This window comes from Roseburia sp. OM04-10BH, from assembly GCF_003462605.1.
GTDB lineage: Bacteria > Bacillota > Clostridia > Lachnospirales > Lachnospiraceae > Roseburia_C > Roseburia_C amylophila.
Genome location: NZ_QTZI01000002.1, coordinates 24,757 through 42,011, shown reverse-complemented (window position 1 = coordinate 42,011; position 17,255 = coordinate 24,757). Strand labels below are relative to the sequence as shown.

The following is a 17,255-nucleotide window of genomic DNA, read 5'->3' as shown; positions in this document are numbered from 1 at the left end:
GAAGAAAATGAATTCTGGAAATGATTTTACAAAGCACATTCATGTGAAAAATATCATTCGTTTGTTATCTATTTTATTAATGGTATTTTTCTTTGTGCCATCATTTATGGTATCCTGTGCTGGATATGGAAATATTAAAATTAGTGCTTTTAAAGCTATGACAGGTATTAAGATAGAAGGCGAAAGTGTAACAGATCCAAAAGTAATCTGCATTATAATGCTGCTGCTTCCAATCGCTATGCTGGCTCTCTGGTGCTTAAAGAGCGTATTAAAAGACAAAATTGCTGCAATCGCATCCGGAAGCTGTGCAGTTGTTGACTTTATTTTCTGGATTGCACTTTGCGTCGGAGTAAATAAGGAAGCAACAGATAATTACTGTACAGCAAAAGTTACAGCCGGATTTATATTTAATATCTTATTTATTCTGGCAATTGTAGTGTTGGATCTGTTGATTATTATCAACGTACTTCAGGCTGAGAAACCATTAATCAGACAGAAAATGATGAACGGATATCAGGGAATGCCACAGCAGAACATGTATGGAAATGTACCACCACAGCAGGGACAGTTCCAGGGACAGCCAATGCCGCCACAGCAGCAGGGACAGTTCCAGGGACAGCCAATGCCACCACAGCAGCAGGGACAGTTCCAGGGACAGCCAATGCCGCCACAGCAGGGGCAGTTCCAGAGCCAGCCAGTACAGCCACAGCAGCCAGTACAGCCGGTATGCAGTAAATGTGGTGCTCCGCTTGTAGCTGGAAATAAGTTTTGTACCAAGTGCGGAAATCCGGTTGCATAAACTGGAATATGAAATAAGTAATAAGTAAAGTAGAAGCCCCATCGTCTGATTATTCAGAGGATGGGGCTTCTTTTCTGCGTGCTGCAGCATTGCAGACTCAGGATTTTATACAGCCTGACTGCGGAGCTGTTTCTTTTTCCGGTTCTTCCAAACAAGATAGGAAATCATAAGTGGTACACCGGCACCAATCCATGCTACCGGGCTTGCCAGACGGACTGACCAGTATCCATATGGATTTAAAAGGAGCCATACGACACCGACACGGCAAATCATTTCAAAGATACCGCTGACCATAGGCATGATACCTTTTCCAAGTCCCTGCAAAGAAGTACGATAAAGGTAAATAAGAGCAAGAAAGAAGAAAAAGCAGCTGATGGTATTTAAGTACTGTGTGGCATAACTGTAAATGGCTTCCGTCGGTTCGCTTAAGAAAAGGGAAACAATGGAACGGCCAAATACAGTACAGATGAATGCAGCAATTGCAACAGTTCCAAGGGCGATTCCAAAGGCCTTCTTCATGCCATCGAAGATGCGTTCGTATTTTCCGGCACCTAAGTTCTGACCACAGTAAGTAGACATTGTGGTTCCAAGAGCTGGCATTGGCTGGGTAGAAATTTGTTCTACCTTGGATGCAGCAGTAAAGGCTGCAACAGCACTGGAACCAAATACATTTACTGCAGACTGAAGAATCATGGAACCAACAGCTATCAGAGAGTAGTTCAAAGCCATCGGGATACCAAGTCCCATCATCTGGGCGGTTGTCACGCGGTCGATGTAGTAATCACTTTTTCTGGTGCGGAGAATCGTGAATTTACGGTACATATAAATAAGACAGAGAACAGCGGAAATACCCTGTGAGATTACGGTGGCATATGCAGCACCTGCAACATTTAATTTTAAAGTTACAATACAGAATAAATCCAGCACAATATTAAGAGCGGAGGAAAACAGCAGGAAGTATAATGGAGTCTTGCTGTCACCAACACCTCTTAAAATTCCGGAAACAACATTGTACATCATACTGGTAATGATACCCCAGAAGATAACCCGGATATAAGAGTCTGCCATATCAAGAATATTATCCGGTGTGTTCATAAAGATTAAAAGCTCCCGGGAAGTAGTAACAGTCAATGCGGTAAGAACCACGGAAATGATTATGGTTAAGAGGAAGGATAAAGCAACAATATGCTTTAAACGGCTTTCATCCTTTGCACCGAAAGCCTGTGATACCATAACACCGAATCCCTGGGCAAGTCCGGATGCAAAACCAAGTACCAGAAACATAATAGAACCGGTTGCACCTACAGCAGCCAGGGCATCTTCTCCCAAAAACTGTCCTACAATGATGGTATCTACCATACTGTAGAACTGCTGGAACAGATTTCCGAACAATACAGGAAGTGAGAAGAAAAGAATTAATTTCAGTGGATTTCCGGTTGTCATATCTTTTGTCATAATTATAAGCTCCTTTCATAATTTTTTGCAGAAATGTTCTGCACTATATGAGAAAAAAGTACTATATTCTTTGGAAACGGGATTAGTATACATTGGTAAAATAAAAATGACAATGTAAAAATCAATTTAATTATGGTATAATTCGCTCATGAATACGAATTTAGAATATTACAAATTTTTTTATTATGTAGGAAAACTTCACAGTATTACATTGGCAGCAGAAGAACTGAATGTTTCACAGCCGGCAGTGTCCCAGGCAATCCGTAATTTGGAGCGGGAACTGGGAACCACCCTTTTCATGCGGACATCCAGAGGGGTGCGTCTGACTGCAGAGGGGCAGACACTTTACGGCTATGTGCAGCGGGGCTATGAGACCATCCGGGAAGGCGAACGCAAATTCCTTGAAATGCAGGAGCTGACCAGCGGAGAAGTATGTATCGGAGCCAGCGATATGACACTGCAGTTTTATCTGCTTTCTTATCTGGAACAGTTTCATGAGCAGTATCCGAAAATCAGAATTACAGTTACCAATGCACCGACACCGGAGACACTGAAATATCTGCAGAGCGGCAGAATTGATTTTGGTGTAGTCAGCACGCCCATGGAGACAACGAAGAATATGCATGTGATTCCGGTGCGTGAGATAGAAGATGTCTTTGTGGCAGGACGAAAATTTGAATATTTAAAGGGCGGTAAATTAAGCTATAAAGAATTGGAACATCTGCCGGTTATGTGCCTGGAGGGAAATACCTCTACCAGAAAATATGTAGAGGAATTTCTGCTGGGAGAAGGCGTTGTGATTCATCCGGAGATAGAACTTGCCACCAGCGATATGCTGATACAGTTTGCAAAAAGGAGCCTTGGCATAGCAAATGTGGTCAGGGACTTTGCCCAGGAAGAAATTGATAAGGGGGAACTGTTTCAGATTACATTTAATAAGAAGATTCCTGCCAGACAGTTCTGTATTGTTTCGGATGACAGGGTTCCGTTGACTGCGGCAGCAGAAAAATTGTTGAAATTATTACAACATAAGTAAAACTTATATCGAGTATAAGGAATATTGACTTTACTTATAATATCTGATTCGGTATAATCAGAAAGTAAGAAGCAGAGAACTGGTTTTTACACCGGTTCTTTTTTGCTTTACAGGAAATTGCTTTCCTGTAAAGTAAAAAACGCTCCGCGAGTAGCTCGTAAAGCGTGTTTCTCATAGTTACGCGAGCAGCGAGAAGAACATATTTCTTATTATAAGGAGGAAATAAAAATGGTTACAGCAGTAGTTGGTGCAAACTGGGGAGATGAAGGAAAAGGCAAGATTACTGATATGCTTGCAAAGGAAGCAGATATTATTATCCGTTTCCAGGGTGGTGCAAATGCAGGACATACTATCGTAAATGATTACGGAAAATTTGCATTACATACCCTTCCATCAGGAGTGTTCTACGGACATACCACAAGTATTATCGGAAATGGTGTTGCACTTGATATCCCGAAGCTTTTCAATGAGATGAAGTCTATTACAGACCGTAATGTACCGGCACCTAAGCTTTTGGTTTCTGACCGTGCACAGATTGTTATGCCGTATCATGTGCTTTTTGATCAGTACGAAGAGGAGCGTCTTGGCAAGAAATCATTCGGTTCTACCAAGTCAGGTATTGCACCATTTTATTCAGATAAATATGCAAAAATCGGTTTCCAGGTAAGTGAACTTTTCGATGAAGATACTTTAACTGAAAAGGTAGACCGTATCTGTGAAATGAAAAATATTATGTTAGAGCATATGTACCACAAACCATTACTGGACAAGGCAGAGCTGTTAAATACATTACATGAGTACCGTGATATGGTAGCTCCGTATGTCTGTGATGTTTCTTTATATCTTGATAAGGCAATCAAAGAAGGAAAGAACATTCTCTTAGAGGGACAGCTTGGAACCTTAAAAGACCCGGATCACGGAATTTATCCAATGGTAACATCTTCTTCTACATTGGCTGCATATGGTGCAATCGGAGCAGGAATCCCACCATATGAGATTAAGAAAATTGTTACTGTATGTAAAGCATATTCTTCTGCTGTTGGTGCAGGCGCATTCGTCAGCGAAATCTTTGGCGAAGAAGCAGATGAATTAAGAAAACGCGGTGGAGACGGCGGAGAATTCGGTGCAACCACAGGACGTCCAAGACGTATGGGATGGTTTGACTGTGTGGCAAGTAAATATGGCTGCCGCATGCAGGGAACTACCGATGTAGCATTTACCGTGTTAGATGTTTTAGGATATTTAGATGAGATTCCGGTTTGCGTAGGATATGAAATCGACGGAGAAGTAACCACAGACTTCCCTGTAACAACAAAGCTTGAAAAAGCAAAACCTGTATTAAAGAAACTTCCGGGCTGGAAGACAGATATCCGTGGAATTAAGAAATACGAAGACCTTCCGGAAAACTGCCGTAAATATGTAGAATTCATTGAAGAACAGATTGGATATCCGATTACCATGGTTTCTAACGGACCGGGAAGAAATGATATCATTTATCGTTAAGAATAAAGGCAGATTGTGATGATAAAAAATGTAATCTTTGACGTAGGAAATGTACTGGTAGACTTTTGCTGGGAAGAAGTATTTCATAAGCTCGGTTTTGAAGGTGAAATCTTTGAACATGTAGCGGATGCTACCGTCCGTTCCGTAACCTGGAATGAATTCGACCGGGGAGCAAAGCCGGATGAAGAGATTATTGCTGCATGCATCAAGGAAGCACCGGATTATGAAAGAGAAATAAGACTCTTTTATGACCATGCAGGAGAGACGATTCGTACTTATCCATATACGGTGCGGTGGATACGAAGCCTTGAGAAAAATGGATATCATACCTATATATTATCTAATTTTCCAAAGAGCACTTATGAAAAAGCAACAGAAGAACTTTCTTTTGAAAAGGAGACTACCGGAGCAATCTTTTCCTATCAGGTGAAGTGCATCAAGCCGGAAGTGGAAATTTATAAGCTATTGCTGGACAGATACCATTTAGTGCCACAGGAATGTGTATTCATAGACGACCGTCCGGAAAACATAGAGGCAGCAGAAAAGCTTGGCATTACAGGCATACAGTTTCAGAATCAGCAGCAGGCAAAAAGAAGGCTTTTGGAACTTGGTGTCGTATCCGGTAGTTAATAAGTAAAGATTATGTAAAAAAAGAATAATTGTCTATTCGTTTCTTGCATTTCAATAGCGAAATGCTTATAATGAGCGTAAGCAGACGGGTAGCAACGCAACTGGCAGGAGTTACTCCTGCCAGTTTTTTACTTTACAGGAAATTGCTTTCCTGTAAAGCGTGTTTTCGCAGTTACGCAGTAAGCAGGGAGAATACAATGAGGATAACAGGTTTAAAGAAAAAGCTGATAAGTCTCATAGTGGCTGTTATTATGACGGTTTCAGGAATGTATGTTGAAAATATCAACATAGATTCTTCCTTTGCATGTGAAGATACTGCGAACCAGAATTTCACACAGGTAGCACATTTATCCAGACCATCAGAGAGCTGTACCGAAGAACTTTTGGGAACTCGGGAGACCGGCAGGATTGCAGCGGGATACCGCAGACTGTCGGAGAAAAACAGCGATTTGGAAGGAGCCGCATTATCACTGGAAGCAGTATTGCCTGAAAATCAGGCAAAAGACGGCTGGAACTTTGAATTACGGAAATCAAAGGATGTTTTGGACAGCAGGCGTGTCATTATAGGCTATATCCATCATCAGGATGGAGCGAAGGGCTGACTATCACAAGTTAGAAGCAATTTACCTGTGCGCAGAGGAGCATAGGTTTCTTTGCGTACAATATCAGGTCATAACTGTGATAGGAGGATAATAAAATATGGCACAGGATATTGTAGTAGCGCTTATGGGCGTTATGGTAGCGGCAGCAGTTGCTGCATGCTGGTGGTATGAGCATCATGGCAGAGAAGATGAGACTTCTTCTAAAGAGGAACAGGAAAAGACGAAAGAAGTATAAAGGAATAAAAGAAGATAGAGGGCTTGTAGCAGGAAAGGACAGAATATGAGAAAGACAAAAATTATATGTACATTAGGACCGGCAACAAAGGATGATGAAGTATTAAAACAGTTGATGGAAAATGGAATGGACGTGGCGAGAATTAACTTTTCCCACGGCTCACAGGCAGAACATAAAGTAACCATGGATCGTGTAAAAAAGATGCGTAAGGAACTGGGCAGACCGGTTGGAATTCTCCTTGATACCAGTGGACCGGAAATTCGGATTGGACAGCTGGAGGGCGGCAGAGCAGAGCTGCTTCCGGGAGATACCTTTAAGCTTACTACCAATGATATTATGGGAAATAAAGAGCGGGTCTCTATTACTTACAAAAATCTGGTACATGATGTCAAAGCCGGAACCAGAATTCTGATTGATGATGGACTGATTGAAATGCTGGTAACCAATGTGACAGAAACTGAGATTACCTGTAAAGTAGAAAATGGTGGTGTGATTTCAGACCGCAAAGGAATTAATGTACCGAATGTAAACCTGTCCATGCCTTATATCAGCCCGAAAGACCGCTCCGATATTCTATTTGGAATTGAGCAGGGTGTAGATTTTATTGCAGCATCTTTTGTACGCTGTGCAGATGATGTGCTGCAGTTACGGAAAATTATGGCAGAGCAGGGCTGCAATGACATTAAGATTATCTCTAAAATCGAAAACCGTCAGGGTGTAGATAATATTGATGAGATTCTGGCAGTGTCAGATGGCATTATGGTTGCCAGAGGAGACATGGGAGTGGAGATTCCGATTCGTGAAGTTCCGGCAATTCAGAAGAAAATTATAAAAAAGGTTTACCATGCAGAAAAGGTTGTTATTACGGCAACCCAGATGCTGGATTCCATGATGAAGAATCCACGCCCGACCAGAGCAGAAGCAACAGATGTTGCCAATGCTATTTATGATGGAACCAGTGCAATTATGCTGTCTGGTGAGACTGCTGCCGGGAAATATCCGGTGGAGGCATTAAAAACCATGACAGAGATTGCGGAATATACAGAAAATGATATTGATTATGAGAAACGTTTCCGCCAGCTGGAGAAGATTGATAATCCGGATGTAACCGATGCCATTTCCCATGCAACCTGTATGACTGCCATTGACATCAATGCGGCAGCAATTGTTACGGTAACCAAATCCGGCAAGACTGCCCGCATGATTTCAAGATATCGTCCGAAATGTGCAATTATCGGCTGTACCCCATCGGAAAAGAGTTATTATCAGATGAATCTTTCCTGGGGCGTAACACCACTTATGATACAGGAAGAGACGGATACAGAAGCATTGTTTAATAATGCAATGGAATCCGCAGAACAGCATGGATATGTACAGCATGGAGATCTGGCGGTTATTACAGCTGGAATTCCATTGGGTATTTCCGGTACCACCAATCTGATTCGTGTAGTAGTTACGGGACACTTAAAGAAATAGGAGCGCAGATGGTATGAATGAACAACCGAAATTAGCAGTACTGATTGATGCAGAAAATGTATCCAATAAATATGTGAAACTAATTATGGATGAGGTCAGCAATTACGGGGTGGCTACTTATAAGCGGGTTTATGGAGATTATTCGAATCCGAGCGTATCTGCATGGATGAAAAATATGCAGGAGTATGCTCTGACACCGGAATTGCAGTGCAATTATACTGCGGGGAAAAGTGCTTCAGATTCGGCATTGATTATAGATGCCATGGATATTCTTTATTCCGGCAAAGTCAGCGGTTTCTGCCTGGTGTCGTCAGACAGTGATTTTACCAAACTTGCCATGCGCTTAAAGGAAGCCGGTATGATGGTAATCGGAATGGGAGAGGAGAAGACACCGAAGTCCTTTGTAAATGCCTGCGAGAATTTCAAGTATCTTGATTTACTTTACAATAAGGAAGAAGCAGAGGAAAAACAGCGCACAGCCACCACAAGAAGAAATACGAATGCATCTTCGGAAAAGGATGCCGGGGACAATGACAACCTTCCGAAGCTTTCGGATATTGAAAAGGAGGTAATCTCCATTATCCGGAGCAATGCAGAGGAAAATGGCTGGATTAATATTTCTGAGCTTGGAATCAATCTGAGCAAACGTATTCCGGGCTTTGACCCACGAAATTACCAGTGCAGTAAACTTTCTACTTTCTTAAAGAAGTTTAGGAGCATTGAATTAAACCCGATTGAGAATCCACACAATAAGCTGTTGAAGGTTGTGTATGCAAAAATAAAAGAGTAGAAAAGAAAGTAAAAGCTTCTTTTTCCAGAGCTGCATTTGGCTGGCGAAAGAAGCTTTTTGCATAATATTTTTAAAGCGTAGATACATGCTGTAACTAAAATCTGGTTATAAGCAAAAAAACAGGAAGCCTTGATTTATCAAGCTTCCCGTTCCATTAAATAATGCGGAAGATGGGACTTGAACCCACACAAGCGCAATGCTTACAAGATCCTTAGTCTTGCTCGTCTGCCAGTTCCGACACTTCCGCATACCGTATGAACTTACGTCTCATGACGACTTGTAAATAGTAACAAATTCCGGGGCAATTGTCAATGCTTATTTTTAACTTTTTTCGATTTTTGTCAATTTTATATATTTTTTCAAAAAAAGGGAAAAAATTAAAAATAGGGGTTGACTTATTACCGTTGAAACGGTAAAATATCATTTGTTCGCAGGAGTGGCGGAATTGGCAGACGCGCAGGCTTCAGGTGCCTGTGGTAGCAATATCGTGTGGGTTCAAGTCCCATCTCCTGCATGAAAAAAGCCTTGATGATATCAGGGCTTTTTTGCTGTTACAAAGTATTCGTAAGAAGCTGCCGGTGGCAGACTTTGCAACTCTGAAATTTCTTGATGAATCGTAAAAAGGAGCGTATAACAAATATTCGGAAAAATGAAAAGCGAGTGTAATAGAAGAAAAAGCAGGGTGTCAAGAAAAAATACTTGACACCCTGCTTCCTTTATAGTATGATAGCTAAGGTCGCAAGGAGTGAGAACATGGAAGAAAAAGTAGAACAGGCTTATTTATATGATTTTTATGGAGAGCTGCTCAATGAACATCAGAGAAGAATCTACGAAGATTTCGTGTTCAATGATTTATCTTTAGGCGAGATAGCTTCCTGCGAGGGCATCAGCCGCCAGGGTGTACATGACCTGATTAAGCGGTGCAATAAGATGCTGGAAGGCTATGAAGAGAAGCTTCATCTGGTAAAGAAGTTCCTAGAGACGAAGCAGAAGGTAGAAGAGATTAACAAATTAGCGGAAAGCTTCCGGGCAGGACGCAAGGATACAGTAATTGATGAAATAGAGAGAATTTCGGGAGAAATATTGGAGGAGCTGTAATATGGCATTTGACAGTCTTTCACAGAAACTTCAAAATGTATTTAAGAATCTTCGCAGTAAGGGAAGGCTTACGGAAGATGATGTGAAGGCAGCACTGAAAGAAGTAAAGATGGCTCTGCTTGAAGCAGATGTTAACTTTAAAGTAGTAAAACAGTTTACCAAAGCGGTGCAGGAGCGTGCAATTGGTTCCGATGTAATGAACGGATTGAATCCTGGACAGATGGTAATTAAAATTGTAAATGAAGAGATGGTCAGGCTCATGGGTTCCGAGACAACGGAGATAGCACTTCGTCCGGGACAGCAGATTACCGTTATTATGATGGTAGGTCTTCAGGGAGCTGGTAAAACCACCACAACCGCCAAGATTGCAGGTAAGTTAAAGCAGAAGGGCAAGAAGCCGTTGTTAGTAGCCTGCGATGTGTATCGTCCGGCTGCTATTGAGCAGTTGAAAATCAATGGAGAGAAGCAGGAAGTTGAAGTATTCTCCATGGGCGATAAGAATAAGCCGGTAAATATTGCGAAAGCGGCAGTTGAGCATGCAGCAAAGAATGGCAATCAGGTTGTAATCTTAGATACCGCCGGACGTCTTCATGTAGATGAAGATATGATGGATGAGTTGATTGAGATAAAAGAAAATGTCGATGTGGCACAGACCATTTTGGTTGTAGATGCCATGACTGGACAGGATGCCGTAAATGTGGCAGGAACGTTCGATGAGAAGATTGGAATTGACGGAGTCGTGCTGACAAAGTTAGACGGTGATACCCGGGGTGGAGCAGCATTATCTATCCGTGCGGTAACCGGAAAGCCAATCCTTTATGTTGGTATGGGTGAGAAACTTTCCGATTTGGAACAGTTCTATCCGGATCGTATGGCAAGCAGAATTCTTGGCATGGGCGATGTGCTTACACTGATTGAAAAAGCACAGAGTGAGATTGATATAGATGAAGAGAAAGCCAAAGACATGCAGCAGCGTCTGAAGAAAGCGGACTTTACCTTTGATGATTATCTGCTTTCCATGGAACAGATGAAGAAAATGGGCGGTCTTGGCAATATTCTTGGGATGCTGCCGGGACTGGGCGGCGGAAAGATGCCGGATATTGATGAAGGTGAAGCTGAGAAAAATATGGCACGTACAACAGCCATCATTTATTCCATGACAAAGAAGGAAAGAAGTAATCCTTCACTTTTGAATCCGAGCCGTAAGCACCGGATTGCAAAAGGTGCAGGCGTAGATATCAGTGAAGTAAACCGTCTGGTAAAGCAGTTTGAACAGGCGAAGAAAATGATGAAACAGATGCCCGGACTTATGGGTGGACGTGGACGCGGTGGTAAAATGGGAAAATTCAAGTTTCCTTTTTAACATATAAGCATTTGCTTAGGATAGCATAATTCAAGGAGGTGAAACAGTAATGGCAGTAAAGATTAGATTAAGAAGATTAGGACAGAAAAAGGCTCCTTTCTATAGAATCGTAGTTGCAGATTCCCGTTCCCCAAGAGATGGAAAATGCATCGAAGAGATTGGAACTTATGACCCAACTAAGGATCCTAGTGAGTACCATGTAAATGAAGAACTGGCTAAGAAATGGTTAGCAAACGGCGCACAGCCAACAGAAACCGTAAACCGTATCTTCAAAGCAACCGGTATCGTAAAATAGTGAGGTGTACCTATGAAGGAATTAGTAGAAGTAATTGCAAAATCACTTGTAGATTACCCGGATGAGGTCAATGTCACAGAGACAGAGAACGAGAAAGCCATCGTATTGGAACTGCGCGTAGCTCAGTCCGACATGGGTAAGGTAATCGGAAAGCAGGGACGTATTGCAAAGGCAATCCGTTCTGTTGTGAAAGCAGCAGCCTCAAAAGAAAACAAAAAAGTAATCGTTGATATTATGTAATAATATCGATGACATAAAAGGAAGCAGCAGAGTAATCTGCTGCTTCCTTTTATCTATATGCTAATAATTATGCACAGGAATTCGTTCCTGTGCACTTTTCCATCTTGTCCCATTATGCGACATATGTTAAAATACAAAAAAGCATACATTAATACAATCGAAATAGCAAATTCTATTATTCAAATCTTGTTTCATTTTGAACATGACATTTCTGTATCTATCTATGCTTTTATTCACTAATTAATCAAAAAAGCAGGAGAGGTACAGCAGTGGATTTTGTAGCAATGGTTCTCCTGCCACATACAAGGAGGACTTGCCTATGACAAGAGAAACAAATGAAAACACACCGGTAGCAAACCGTAAATTCAAGGACACTATTTTTCGCATGCTATTTTCGGAAAAGGAAGCTTTGCTGTCGCTTTATAATGCGGTTAATAGCAGTAATTATACGGATGCAGATGCACTGGAAATTGTAACTTTAGAAAATGCTATTTATATGGGAATGAAGAATGACCTGGCTTTTATTCTGGATATGAATCTTTATCTATATGAACATCAATCCACAATAAATCCGAACATTCCGCTTCGGGATTTATTTTATATTGCAGCAGAATACCAGAGGCTTGTAGATAAGAAATCCCTATATTCTTCTGCATTACAGAAAATTCCCAATCCCCATTTTATTGTATTTTATAACGGAAGCATGCCGATAGAGGATTGTTGTACCAGACGGCTGTCAGATGCGTTTTATCATGCAACAGACAATCCATCTTTGGAGCTTGTTGTTACCACATTTAATGTGAATGTGGGGCACAACACGGAGTTAATGTCCCAGTGCCAGATATTGAGGGAATATTCCATTTATGTCGCAAAAGTGCGTGTTTTTACGGAACAGATGCCAGTAGATGCTGCTGTACAAAAAGCAGTTGCAGAATGCATCCATGAAAATATTCTGGCAGATTTCCTTAGGAAAAATCAGGCGGAGGTAATTGCTATGAGTATATTTGAATATGACAAAGAGGAAGAGGAAAAGAAATTAAGGAAAGCAGAATTTGAGGCAGGAGTCGAGCATGGAATAGAGCAGAGTTTAGTTTCACTTGTAATAAAGAAAATGAAAAAAGGAAAATCTGTAGAAGAAATTGCGGATATGCTAGAAGAAACTCCGGAAAAAATTCAAAATATATATGAACTGGCAAGAGATATGGCACCAGACTATGATGTAGAGAAAATCTGTGGACAATTGACAAGATAAAAAGATAAAACTGTAAGTTTTTTTCTAGGGGAAAAGAAAAGCAGTTATATAGTTTCATAAAAAGTGCACAGGAATTCGTTCCTGTGCACTTTTTAACAATTTTACTTATGCACGAAAACCGTAGTCGGTATACATTTCTTCGCAGTATTTGCAGCGATAGGTTTCTTCTTTTTCATCTGTGAGCAGGAAAATCTGGTCTAATTCCTGTTCGATGGAAGTAATGCAGCGTGGGTTCTTGCAACGGATTACATTTTTTACCTGATTTGGAAGATGCAGTTCCTTTTTCTCAACGATTTTATCGCCTTTGATAATATTTACGGTAATATTGTGGTCGATAAAACCTAAGATATCTAAGTCTAAGGCATCAATCGGGCATTCGACTTTGATGATGTCTTTTTTTCCCATTTTATTGCTTTTGGCATTCTTGATAATGGCAACGGTACAGTCTAACTTGTCCAGCTTTAAATTGTGATAGATAGAAAGGCTCATACCGGCTTTGATATGGTCGAGAACGAAACCTTCATGAATTCCACTGATATTTAACATATTGATTACCTCCATTTTAATAGTGTAAGAATCAGAGCCATTCGCACATAGACACCGTACTGTGCCTGACGGAAATAAGCAGCTCTTGGGTCATCATCTACTTCTACGGATATTTCATTGACACGAGGAAGTGGATGAAGAACATACATATCGTCCTTGGCAAGTTTCATTTTTTCCTTGTCTAATATGTAATAGTTTTTCAGACGGACATAATCTTCTTCATTGAAGAAACGTTCCTTCTGCACTCTGGTCATATAAAGAATATCAAGTTTTGGCATTGCATCATCCAGTCTTGTTACTTCTTCAAACGGAATATTATTTTTTACCAGAACGTCTTCGCGGATATAGTCCGGAATTTTAAGTTCTTCCGGAGAAATAAGAACGAAGCGGATTCCGGGATAACGAATCAGTGCATTAATCAGAGAGTGCACGGTCCGGCCGAATTTTAAATCACCGCATAAACCGATTGTCATATTGTCTAATTTCCCTTTTAAAGAACGAATGGTTAATAAATCAGTTAATGTCTGGGTTGGATGTTGATGACCGCCATCACCGGCGTTGATTACTGGAATAGAAGATTTCTGGGAAGCTACGAGAGGCGCACCTTCCTTTGGATGACGCATGGCACATATATCTGCGTAACAGGAAATGATTCGGATAGTATCGGAAACACTTTCACCTTTTGCTGCGGATGAACTGTCTGCACTGGCAAAACCAAGAACAGAACCACCAAGGTTTAACATGGCAGCTTCAAAACTAAGACGGGTACGGGTACTTGGTTCATAGAAACAGGTTGCAAGTTTCATGCCATCACAGGCATGTGCATATTTTTGTGGATTTTTTTCAATATCACCTGCTAAATCCAGCAGTTGATCCAGCTCCTCTACGGATAAATCGAGGGGACTCATTAAGTGTCGCATAAGATTCCTCCTGTATGATGTTTTTAGTAATGTCATCTAGGCATTTTTACTATCATATAATAATAAAATATAAAATTCAAGGTAAAATATAAAGACGCAATATTCTGAAATTTGAAAAATTTTTCAGTATATGATAAAGTAGGGTATCATAAGGTGATGCAAAGAGAAGGAGAGCAAAAATGATTGAGGAAAGAAATGACATGCAGATGGACTTTGATGAGGATGCCCAGTACACAGAACGCAAGAGAATACTCTTTTTCGGTCTGCCATGGACCTTTACCAAATATAACATCAAACCAAGTGTAATTACTGTAGATGCAGGCTTATTCAAAATTGAAGAAAATGACTGCTATATGTATAAGGTACAGGATGTAAAATTAACGGCAACTTTGCTGGAGCGGATGTTCGGACTTGGAACTGTAATCTGTTATACCGGAGATGTTACCACACCGGAGCTTCGGCTGACACATATCAAACATTCCAGGGAAGTAAAAAATTACATCTTAAAAGCATCCGAAATTGCAAGAATGAAACGCCGTACTTTAAATACGTTAGATATTGGAGCTGGCGCAGATATTGATGATTTAGACTCATAAGCGTAACAGGACATTGCAGGATTCAGGCATCGCACGGACTTAATAAAGAAGTTCCGTGCGATGCTGTTTTATGCAGAAAAGGGGATTTAAGATTTTCTCCGGGGAACAGTGGTAACACGTTCAAATAGGAGACCTGCCATCATCCAGAGAGGCGCATAGTCTAAGCGGATGACACCGTTGATATTGGTTTTGGCATTGCTGTAATCCCATGGACAGATGCCCTTTTTCTTTAAGAAGGTTCCGGTCAGATACTCACAGACAAAGATACCGGCAGAGTAAATGGAACCCCGGAAGATGGCAGGCAGCTTATGAATGTGCTTATAAACAGGCGGAATAACCGCCGCCATGCCATAAATCGGGAACATCCAGATAGAAGTATGCCCCGTCAGTTTAAAATTGTTATTGCGGACAGAATCAAGGGAGGTGAAGATAATTTCCATGCACCAGCCCGTGAGTCCGCATATCATAAAATTATTCTTCATCATAAGAAAAGTATCTCCTTTGAATTTAGAAAAATACTATGAAATTATGAAACAGGGATGGAATGCGGCTGGTAATTTTTGTGTGTAAAATAACTGGGTGTTCACGAAAGGACGAATGTATGATAAGACCTGTTAGAAGCACTTGGAATTCTGTATAAAAACAGGCAACGCTGACACATGGATGTGGCAGCGAAGCGCATATGAACATGGATGTGAATTTGCGCTGGTTGCCGGAACAAATCATAACAATATCAGAATTCTTAGTGCTTCTTGCAGGTCATTATGTTACATTCGGATTTCGTGAACATCCGGTTATTTCGGTTACACAATAATACATTTGCAGCATCACCCTGTTTCGTAATTTCATAAAATATCTGTAAGAAATTATGAAATCTTTTATAAATAAAAAGTGGAAAACTTGTAAAAACCCACCTGGTAGCATATAATGATAAAAGTGTATTTTTAAGGATACGTCTATGGCATATCTTAAGGATTTACTAAAGCAGGTTACATATATTTGTACACGGGGAACGATGGATTGTAAGGTGACACATATCTGTCATGATTCCAGACAGGTGGTCAGAGGAAGCATGTTTATCTGCCTTGCGGGAAGCAGAGAAGACGGGCATGATTATCTTGCTCAGGCAATTCGTAAAGGTGCAGCGGTTTGTGTAGTATCAAAGCATGTCTGGGTGGAAGGTGATGTGACAGTCATCCGGGTACGCAATACCAGTGAAGCCATGGCATGGATAGCCAGAAATTATTATGGTGCACCGGCAGAAGCCATGCAGATGATAGGAATTACCGGAACAAAAGGAAAGACCACGACTGCCTGTATGCTGTATCAGATGTTAAAGGAAGCCGGGGTAAAATGCGGACTGATCGGAACTCTTGGCGTACGAAGAAGCGATGGATTAAAAAAGCCAGGCAGCAATACGACACCGGATGCCCTGGTATTACAGAAGGAACTGCGGGAAATGGCGGATGCCGGATGCAGTTGTTGTGTGATGGAAGTATCCTCCCAGGGACTGAAGCATTACCGGGTGGAAGGAATCACCTTTGCCATTGGAATTTATACTAATCTGTCCATGGACCATATCGGACCGGGGGAGCATCGGAGTTTCCGGGAGTATGCCTGCTGTAAAAAACGGCTTTTTGAGCGTAGCCGGATGATTTGTATCAATGCAGATGATAAATATCATGGTTTTATGACAGCGGATCTTTCGGCTCCGGTTTATACTTATGGAATCGAACAACCCTGCGATGTAAAAGCGGAGCATATCATATATGAAAGAAGCAGTCGTGGATTAAATGTCACATATCAGACAACCGGGTGGATAAAGGATGAAATCGTATTAAAAATGCCCGGAACTGCCAATGTATATAATTCCCTTGCTGCCATGGAAGCAGCACATCTCCTTGGAATTTCCCCGGAGACGATAAGGAAAACCTTAAGAAATGTTTCAGTAAAAGGAAGAATTGAAGAAGTAAGAATTTCAGATAAATTTGATGTAGTCATTGATTATGCCCATAATGCGGCAAGTCTGGAATCCCTGATAAAGACATTGCGGCAGTATCAGCCCAAGCGTCTGGTATTATTGTTTGGCTGCGGTGGAAACCGTTCTCCGCTGCGGAGGTTTCAGATGGGGGAGACAGCCGGAAGACTTTCGGATGTCACGATATTGACATCGGATAATCCAAGATATGAAAAGCCGGAGGCAATCCTTTCTGACATCGAACAGGGAATGAAGAGAACGAAAGGAAAGTATAAAATTATCCCGGATAGAAGAGAAGCCATTTCTTATGCTATTTCCCAGGCACAGGAGGGCGATTTGATTGTAGTGGCAGGAAAAGGTCATGAAGAGTATCAGGAGATAGAAGGACATTTTTATCCGATGAACGAACGGGAAATGATAGAGAACAGTATATGAGGTGAA

The 17,255-nt window shown here is 41.2% G+C and carries 18 protein-coding genes, 2 tRNA genes and 1 pseudogene; 16 read left to right on the top strand and 5 right to left on the bottom strand.

Going from position 1 to position 17,255, the window contains the following annotated elements; all coding sequences use genetic code 11:
- Positions 1 to 7: 7 nt before the first annotated feature.
- Positions 8 to 799 carry a zinc ribbon domain-containing protein gene (locus DXB43_RS02670; RefSeq protein WP_117946622.1) on the top strand — a complete coding sequence of 264 codons (792 nt, stop codon included), beginning with the start codon at positions 8 to 10 and terminating at the stop codon, positions 797 to 799.
- 105 nt (positions 800 to 904) lie between these two features.
- Here the strand turns inward: DXB43_RS02670 and DXB43_RS02665 are convergent, their stop codons facing one another.
- Positions 905 to 2,254 carry an MATE family efflux transporter gene (locus DXB43_RS02665; protein ID WP_117946620.1) on the bottom strand — a complete coding sequence of 450 codons (1,350 nt, stop codon included), beginning with the start codon at positions 2,252 to 2,254 and terminating at the stop codon, positions 905 to 907.
- Between the two features lie 148 nt (positions 2,255 to 2,402).
- Here DXB43_RS02665 and DXB43_RS02660 point away from each other — a divergent pair, with 148 nt between their 5' ends.
- The 7 genes and pseudogenes from DXB43_RS02660 to DXB43_RS02635 all read left to right on the top strand — a co-directional run bounded on the left by DXB43_RS02660 (position 2,403) and on the right by DXB43_RS02635 (position 8,526).
- Complete coding sequence (locus DXB43_RS02660) at positions 2,403 to 3,290, top strand: LysR family transcriptional regulator (RefSeq protein WP_022243197.1); 888 nt, start codon at positions 2,403 to 2,405, stop codon at positions 3,288 to 3,290.
- A gap of 228 nt (positions 3,291 to 3,518) precedes the next feature.
- Entirely contained in the window at positions 3,519 to 4,793 is a 1,275-nt protein-coding gene (locus tag DXB43_RS02655; protein ID WP_022243196.1) for an adenylosuccinate synthase, read from the top strand.
- Between the two features lie 18 nt (positions 4,794 to 4,811).
- The gene (locus tag DXB43_RS02650; protein WP_117946618.1) at positions 4,812 to 5,423 is read left to right on the top strand and encodes an HAD family hydrolase; all 612 of its coding nucleotides are present in this window, start codon (positions 4,812 to 4,814) and stop codon (positions 5,421 to 5,423) included.
- 197 nt (positions 5,424 to 5,620) lie between these two features.
- On the top strand, positions 5,621 to 6,025 hold the full coding sequence (locus DXB43_RS02645) for a hypothetical protein (protein WP_117698479.1): 405 nt from the start codon (positions 5,621 to 5,623) through the stop codon (positions 6,023 to 6,025).
- Between the two features lie 97 nt (positions 6,026 to 6,122).
- The gene (locus DXB43_RS15085; protein ID WP_158552089.1) at positions 6,123 to 6,260 is read left to right on the top strand and encodes a hypothetical protein; all 138 of its coding nucleotides are present in this window, start codon (positions 6,123 to 6,125) and stop codon (positions 6,258 to 6,260) included.
- A gap of 45 nt (positions 6,261 to 6,305) precedes the next feature.
- Positions 6,306 to 7,727: pseudogene (gene pyk, locus DXB43_RS02640) on the top strand (pyruvate kinase); the annotation flags it as partial.
- Between the two features lie 22 nt (positions 7,728 to 7,749).
- Positions 7,750 to 8,526, top strand: coding sequence for an NYN domain-containing protein (locus DXB43_RS02635; protein ID WP_022243191.1), 777 nt, complete (start codon positions 7,750 to 7,752; stop codon positions 8,524 to 8,526).
- Positions 8,527 to 8,688: 162 nt separating this feature from the next.
- Here DXB43_RS02635 and DXB43_RS02630 read toward each other — a convergent pair.
- Positions 8,689 to 8,773 (bottom strand) — tRNA-Leu (locus DXB43_RS02630).
- A 183-nt stretch (positions 8,774 to 8,956) separates the two neighbouring features.
- Between DXB43_RS02630 and DXB43_RS02625 the strand changes: the two genes are divergently transcribed.
- The 6 genes from DXB43_RS02625 to DXB43_RS02600 all read left to right on the top strand — a co-directional run bounded on the left by DXB43_RS02625 (position 8,957) and on the right by DXB43_RS02600 (position 12,774).
- Positions 8,957 to 9,040 (top strand) — tRNA-Leu (locus tag DXB43_RS02625).
- Positions 9,041 to 9,279: 239 nt separating this feature from the next.
- Positions 9,280 to 9,624, top strand: a complete 345-nt coding sequence (gene ylxM, locus DXB43_RS02620; protein ID WP_117946616.1) for a YlxM family DNA-binding protein — start codon at positions 9,280 to 9,282, stop codon at positions 9,622 to 9,624.
- A 1-nt stretch (position 9,625) separates the two neighbouring features.
- Positions 9,626 to 10,987 (top strand): signal recognition particle protein, encoded by a 1,362-nt coding sequence (gene ffh / locus DXB43_RS02615; protein WP_117946614.1) that lies wholly within the window; start codon positions 9,626 to 9,628, stop codon positions 10,985 to 10,987.
- Between the two features lie 49 nt (positions 10,988 to 11,036).
- Complete coding sequence (gene rpsP / locus DXB43_RS02610) at positions 11,037 to 11,282, top strand: 30S ribosomal protein S16 (RefSeq protein WP_022243187.1); 246 nt, start codon at positions 11,037 to 11,039, stop codon at positions 11,280 to 11,282.
- A 12-nt stretch (positions 11,283 to 11,294) separates the two neighbouring features.
- Complete coding sequence (locus tag DXB43_RS02605; RefSeq protein ID WP_022243186.1) at positions 11,295 to 11,522, top strand: KH domain-containing protein; 228 nt, start codon at positions 11,295 to 11,297, stop codon at positions 11,520 to 11,522.
- A gap of 319 nt (positions 11,523 to 11,841) precedes the next feature.
- A complete protein-coding gene (locus tag DXB43_RS02600) occupies positions 11,842 to 12,774 on the top strand; it encodes a hypothetical protein (protein WP_117698483.1) in 933 nt (310 codons plus the stop codon).
- Positions 12,775 to 12,879: 105 nt separating this feature from the next.
- On the opposite strand, the gene DXB43_RS02595 is transcribed toward DXB43_RS02600, so the two are convergent.
- Together DXB43_RS02595 and pyrB are read right to left on the bottom strand one after the other, a co-directional pair.
- Entirely contained in the window at positions 12,880 to 13,320 is a 441-nt protein-coding gene (locus DXB43_RS02595; protein WP_117946612.1) for an aspartate carbamoyltransferase regulatory subunit, read from the bottom strand.
- A 5-nt stretch (positions 13,321 to 13,325) separates the two neighbouring features.
- The gene (gene pyrB / locus DXB43_RS02590) at positions 13,326 to 14,240 is read right to left on the bottom strand and encodes an aspartate carbamoyltransferase (protein WP_022243183.1); all 915 of its coding nucleotides are present in this window, start codon (positions 14,238 to 14,240) and stop codon (positions 13,326 to 13,328) included.
- A 179-nt stretch (positions 14,241 to 14,419) separates the two neighbouring features.
- On the opposite strand from pyrB, the gene DXB43_RS02585 reads away from it, so the two are divergent.
- Entirely contained in the window at positions 14,420 to 14,836 is a 417-nt protein-coding gene (locus DXB43_RS02585; RefSeq protein WP_022243182.1) for a PH domain-containing protein, read from the top strand.
- Between the two features lie 86 nt (positions 14,837 to 14,922).
- Here DXB43_RS02585 and DXB43_RS02580 read toward each other — a convergent pair whose 3' ends face one another.
- Positions 14,923 to 15,321: a putative ABC transporter permease gene (locus tag DXB43_RS02580; protein ID WP_117840866.1), complete on the bottom strand. Its 399-nt coding sequence runs from the start codon at positions 15,319 to 15,321 to the stop codon at positions 14,923 to 14,925.
- A gap of 473 nt (positions 15,322 to 15,794) precedes the next feature.
- Here DXB43_RS02580 and DXB43_RS02575 point away from each other — a divergent pair, with 473 nt between their 5' ends.
- Positions 15,795 to 17,249: a UDP-N-acetylmuramoyl-L-alanyl-D-glutamate--2,6-diaminopimelate ligase gene (locus tag DXB43_RS02575; protein ID WP_117946610.1), complete on the top strand. Its 1,455-nt coding sequence runs from the start codon at positions 15,795 to 15,797 to the stop codon at positions 17,247 to 17,249.
- Positions 17,250 to 17,255: the final 6 nt, after the last annotated feature.

Coding starts and splice junctions, on each gene's coding strand:
- DXB43_RS02670 (WP_117946622.1), top strand. CDS start 8: ATGAATTCTGGAAATGATTTTACAAAGCACATTCATGTGAAAAATATC.
- DXB43_RS02665 (WP_117946620.1), bottom strand. CDS start 2,254: ATGACAAAAGATATGACAACCGGAAATCCACTGAAATTAATTCTTTTC.
- DXB43_RS02660 (WP_022243197.1), top strand. CDS start 2,403: ATGAATACGAATTTAGAATATTACAAATTTTTTTATTATGTAGGAAAA.
- DXB43_RS02655 (WP_022243196.1), top strand. CDS start 3,519: ATGGTTACAGCAGTAGTTGGTGCAAACTGGGGAGATGAAGGAAAAGGC.
- DXB43_RS02650 (WP_117946618.1), top strand. CDS start 4,812: ATGATAAAAAATGTAATCTTTGACGTAGGAAATGTACTGGTAGACTTT.
- DXB43_RS02645 (WP_117698479.1), top strand. CDS start 5,621: ATGAGGATAACAGGTTTAAAGAAAAAGCTGATAAGTCTCATAGTGGCT.
- DXB43_RS15085 (WP_158552089.1), top strand. CDS start 6,123: ATGGCACAGGATATTGTAGTAGCGCTTATGGGCGTTATGGTAGCGGCA.
- DXB43_RS02635 (WP_022243191.1), top strand. CDS start 7,750: ATGAATGAACAACCGAAATTAGCAGTACTGATTGATGCAGAAAATGTA.
- ylxM (WP_117946616.1), top strand. CDS start 9,280: ATGGAAGAAAAAGTAGAACAGGCTTATTTATATGATTTTTATGGAGAG.
- ffh (WP_117946614.1), top strand. CDS start 9,626: ATGGCATTTGACAGTCTTTCACAGAAACTTCAAAATGTATTTAAGAAT.
- rpsP (WP_022243187.1), top strand. CDS start 11,037: ATGGCAGTAAAGATTAGATTAAGAAGATTAGGACAGAAAAAGGCTCCT.
- DXB43_RS02605 (WP_022243186.1), top strand. CDS start 11,295: ATGAAGGAATTAGTAGAAGTAATTGCAAAATCACTTGTAGATTACCCG.
- DXB43_RS02600 (WP_117698483.1), top strand. CDS start 11,842: ATGACAAGAGAAACAAATGAAAACACACCGGTAGCAAACCGTAAATTC.
- DXB43_RS02595 (WP_117946612.1), bottom strand. CDS start 13,320: ATGTTAAATATCAGTGGAATTCATGAAGGTTTCGTTCTCGACCATATC.
- pyrB (WP_022243183.1), bottom strand. CDS start 14,240: ATGCGACACTTAATGAGTCCCCTCGATTTATCCGTAGAGGAGCTGGAT.
- DXB43_RS02585 (WP_022243182.1), top strand. CDS start 14,420: ATGATTGAGGAAAGAAATGACATGCAGATGGACTTTGATGAGGATGCC.
- DXB43_RS02580 (WP_117840866.1), bottom strand. CDS start 15,321: ATGATGAAGAATAATTTTATGATATGCGGACTCACGGGCTGGTGCATG.
- DXB43_RS02575 (WP_117946610.1), top strand. CDS start 15,795: ATGGCATATCTTAAGGATTTACTAAAGCAGGTTACATATATTTGTACA.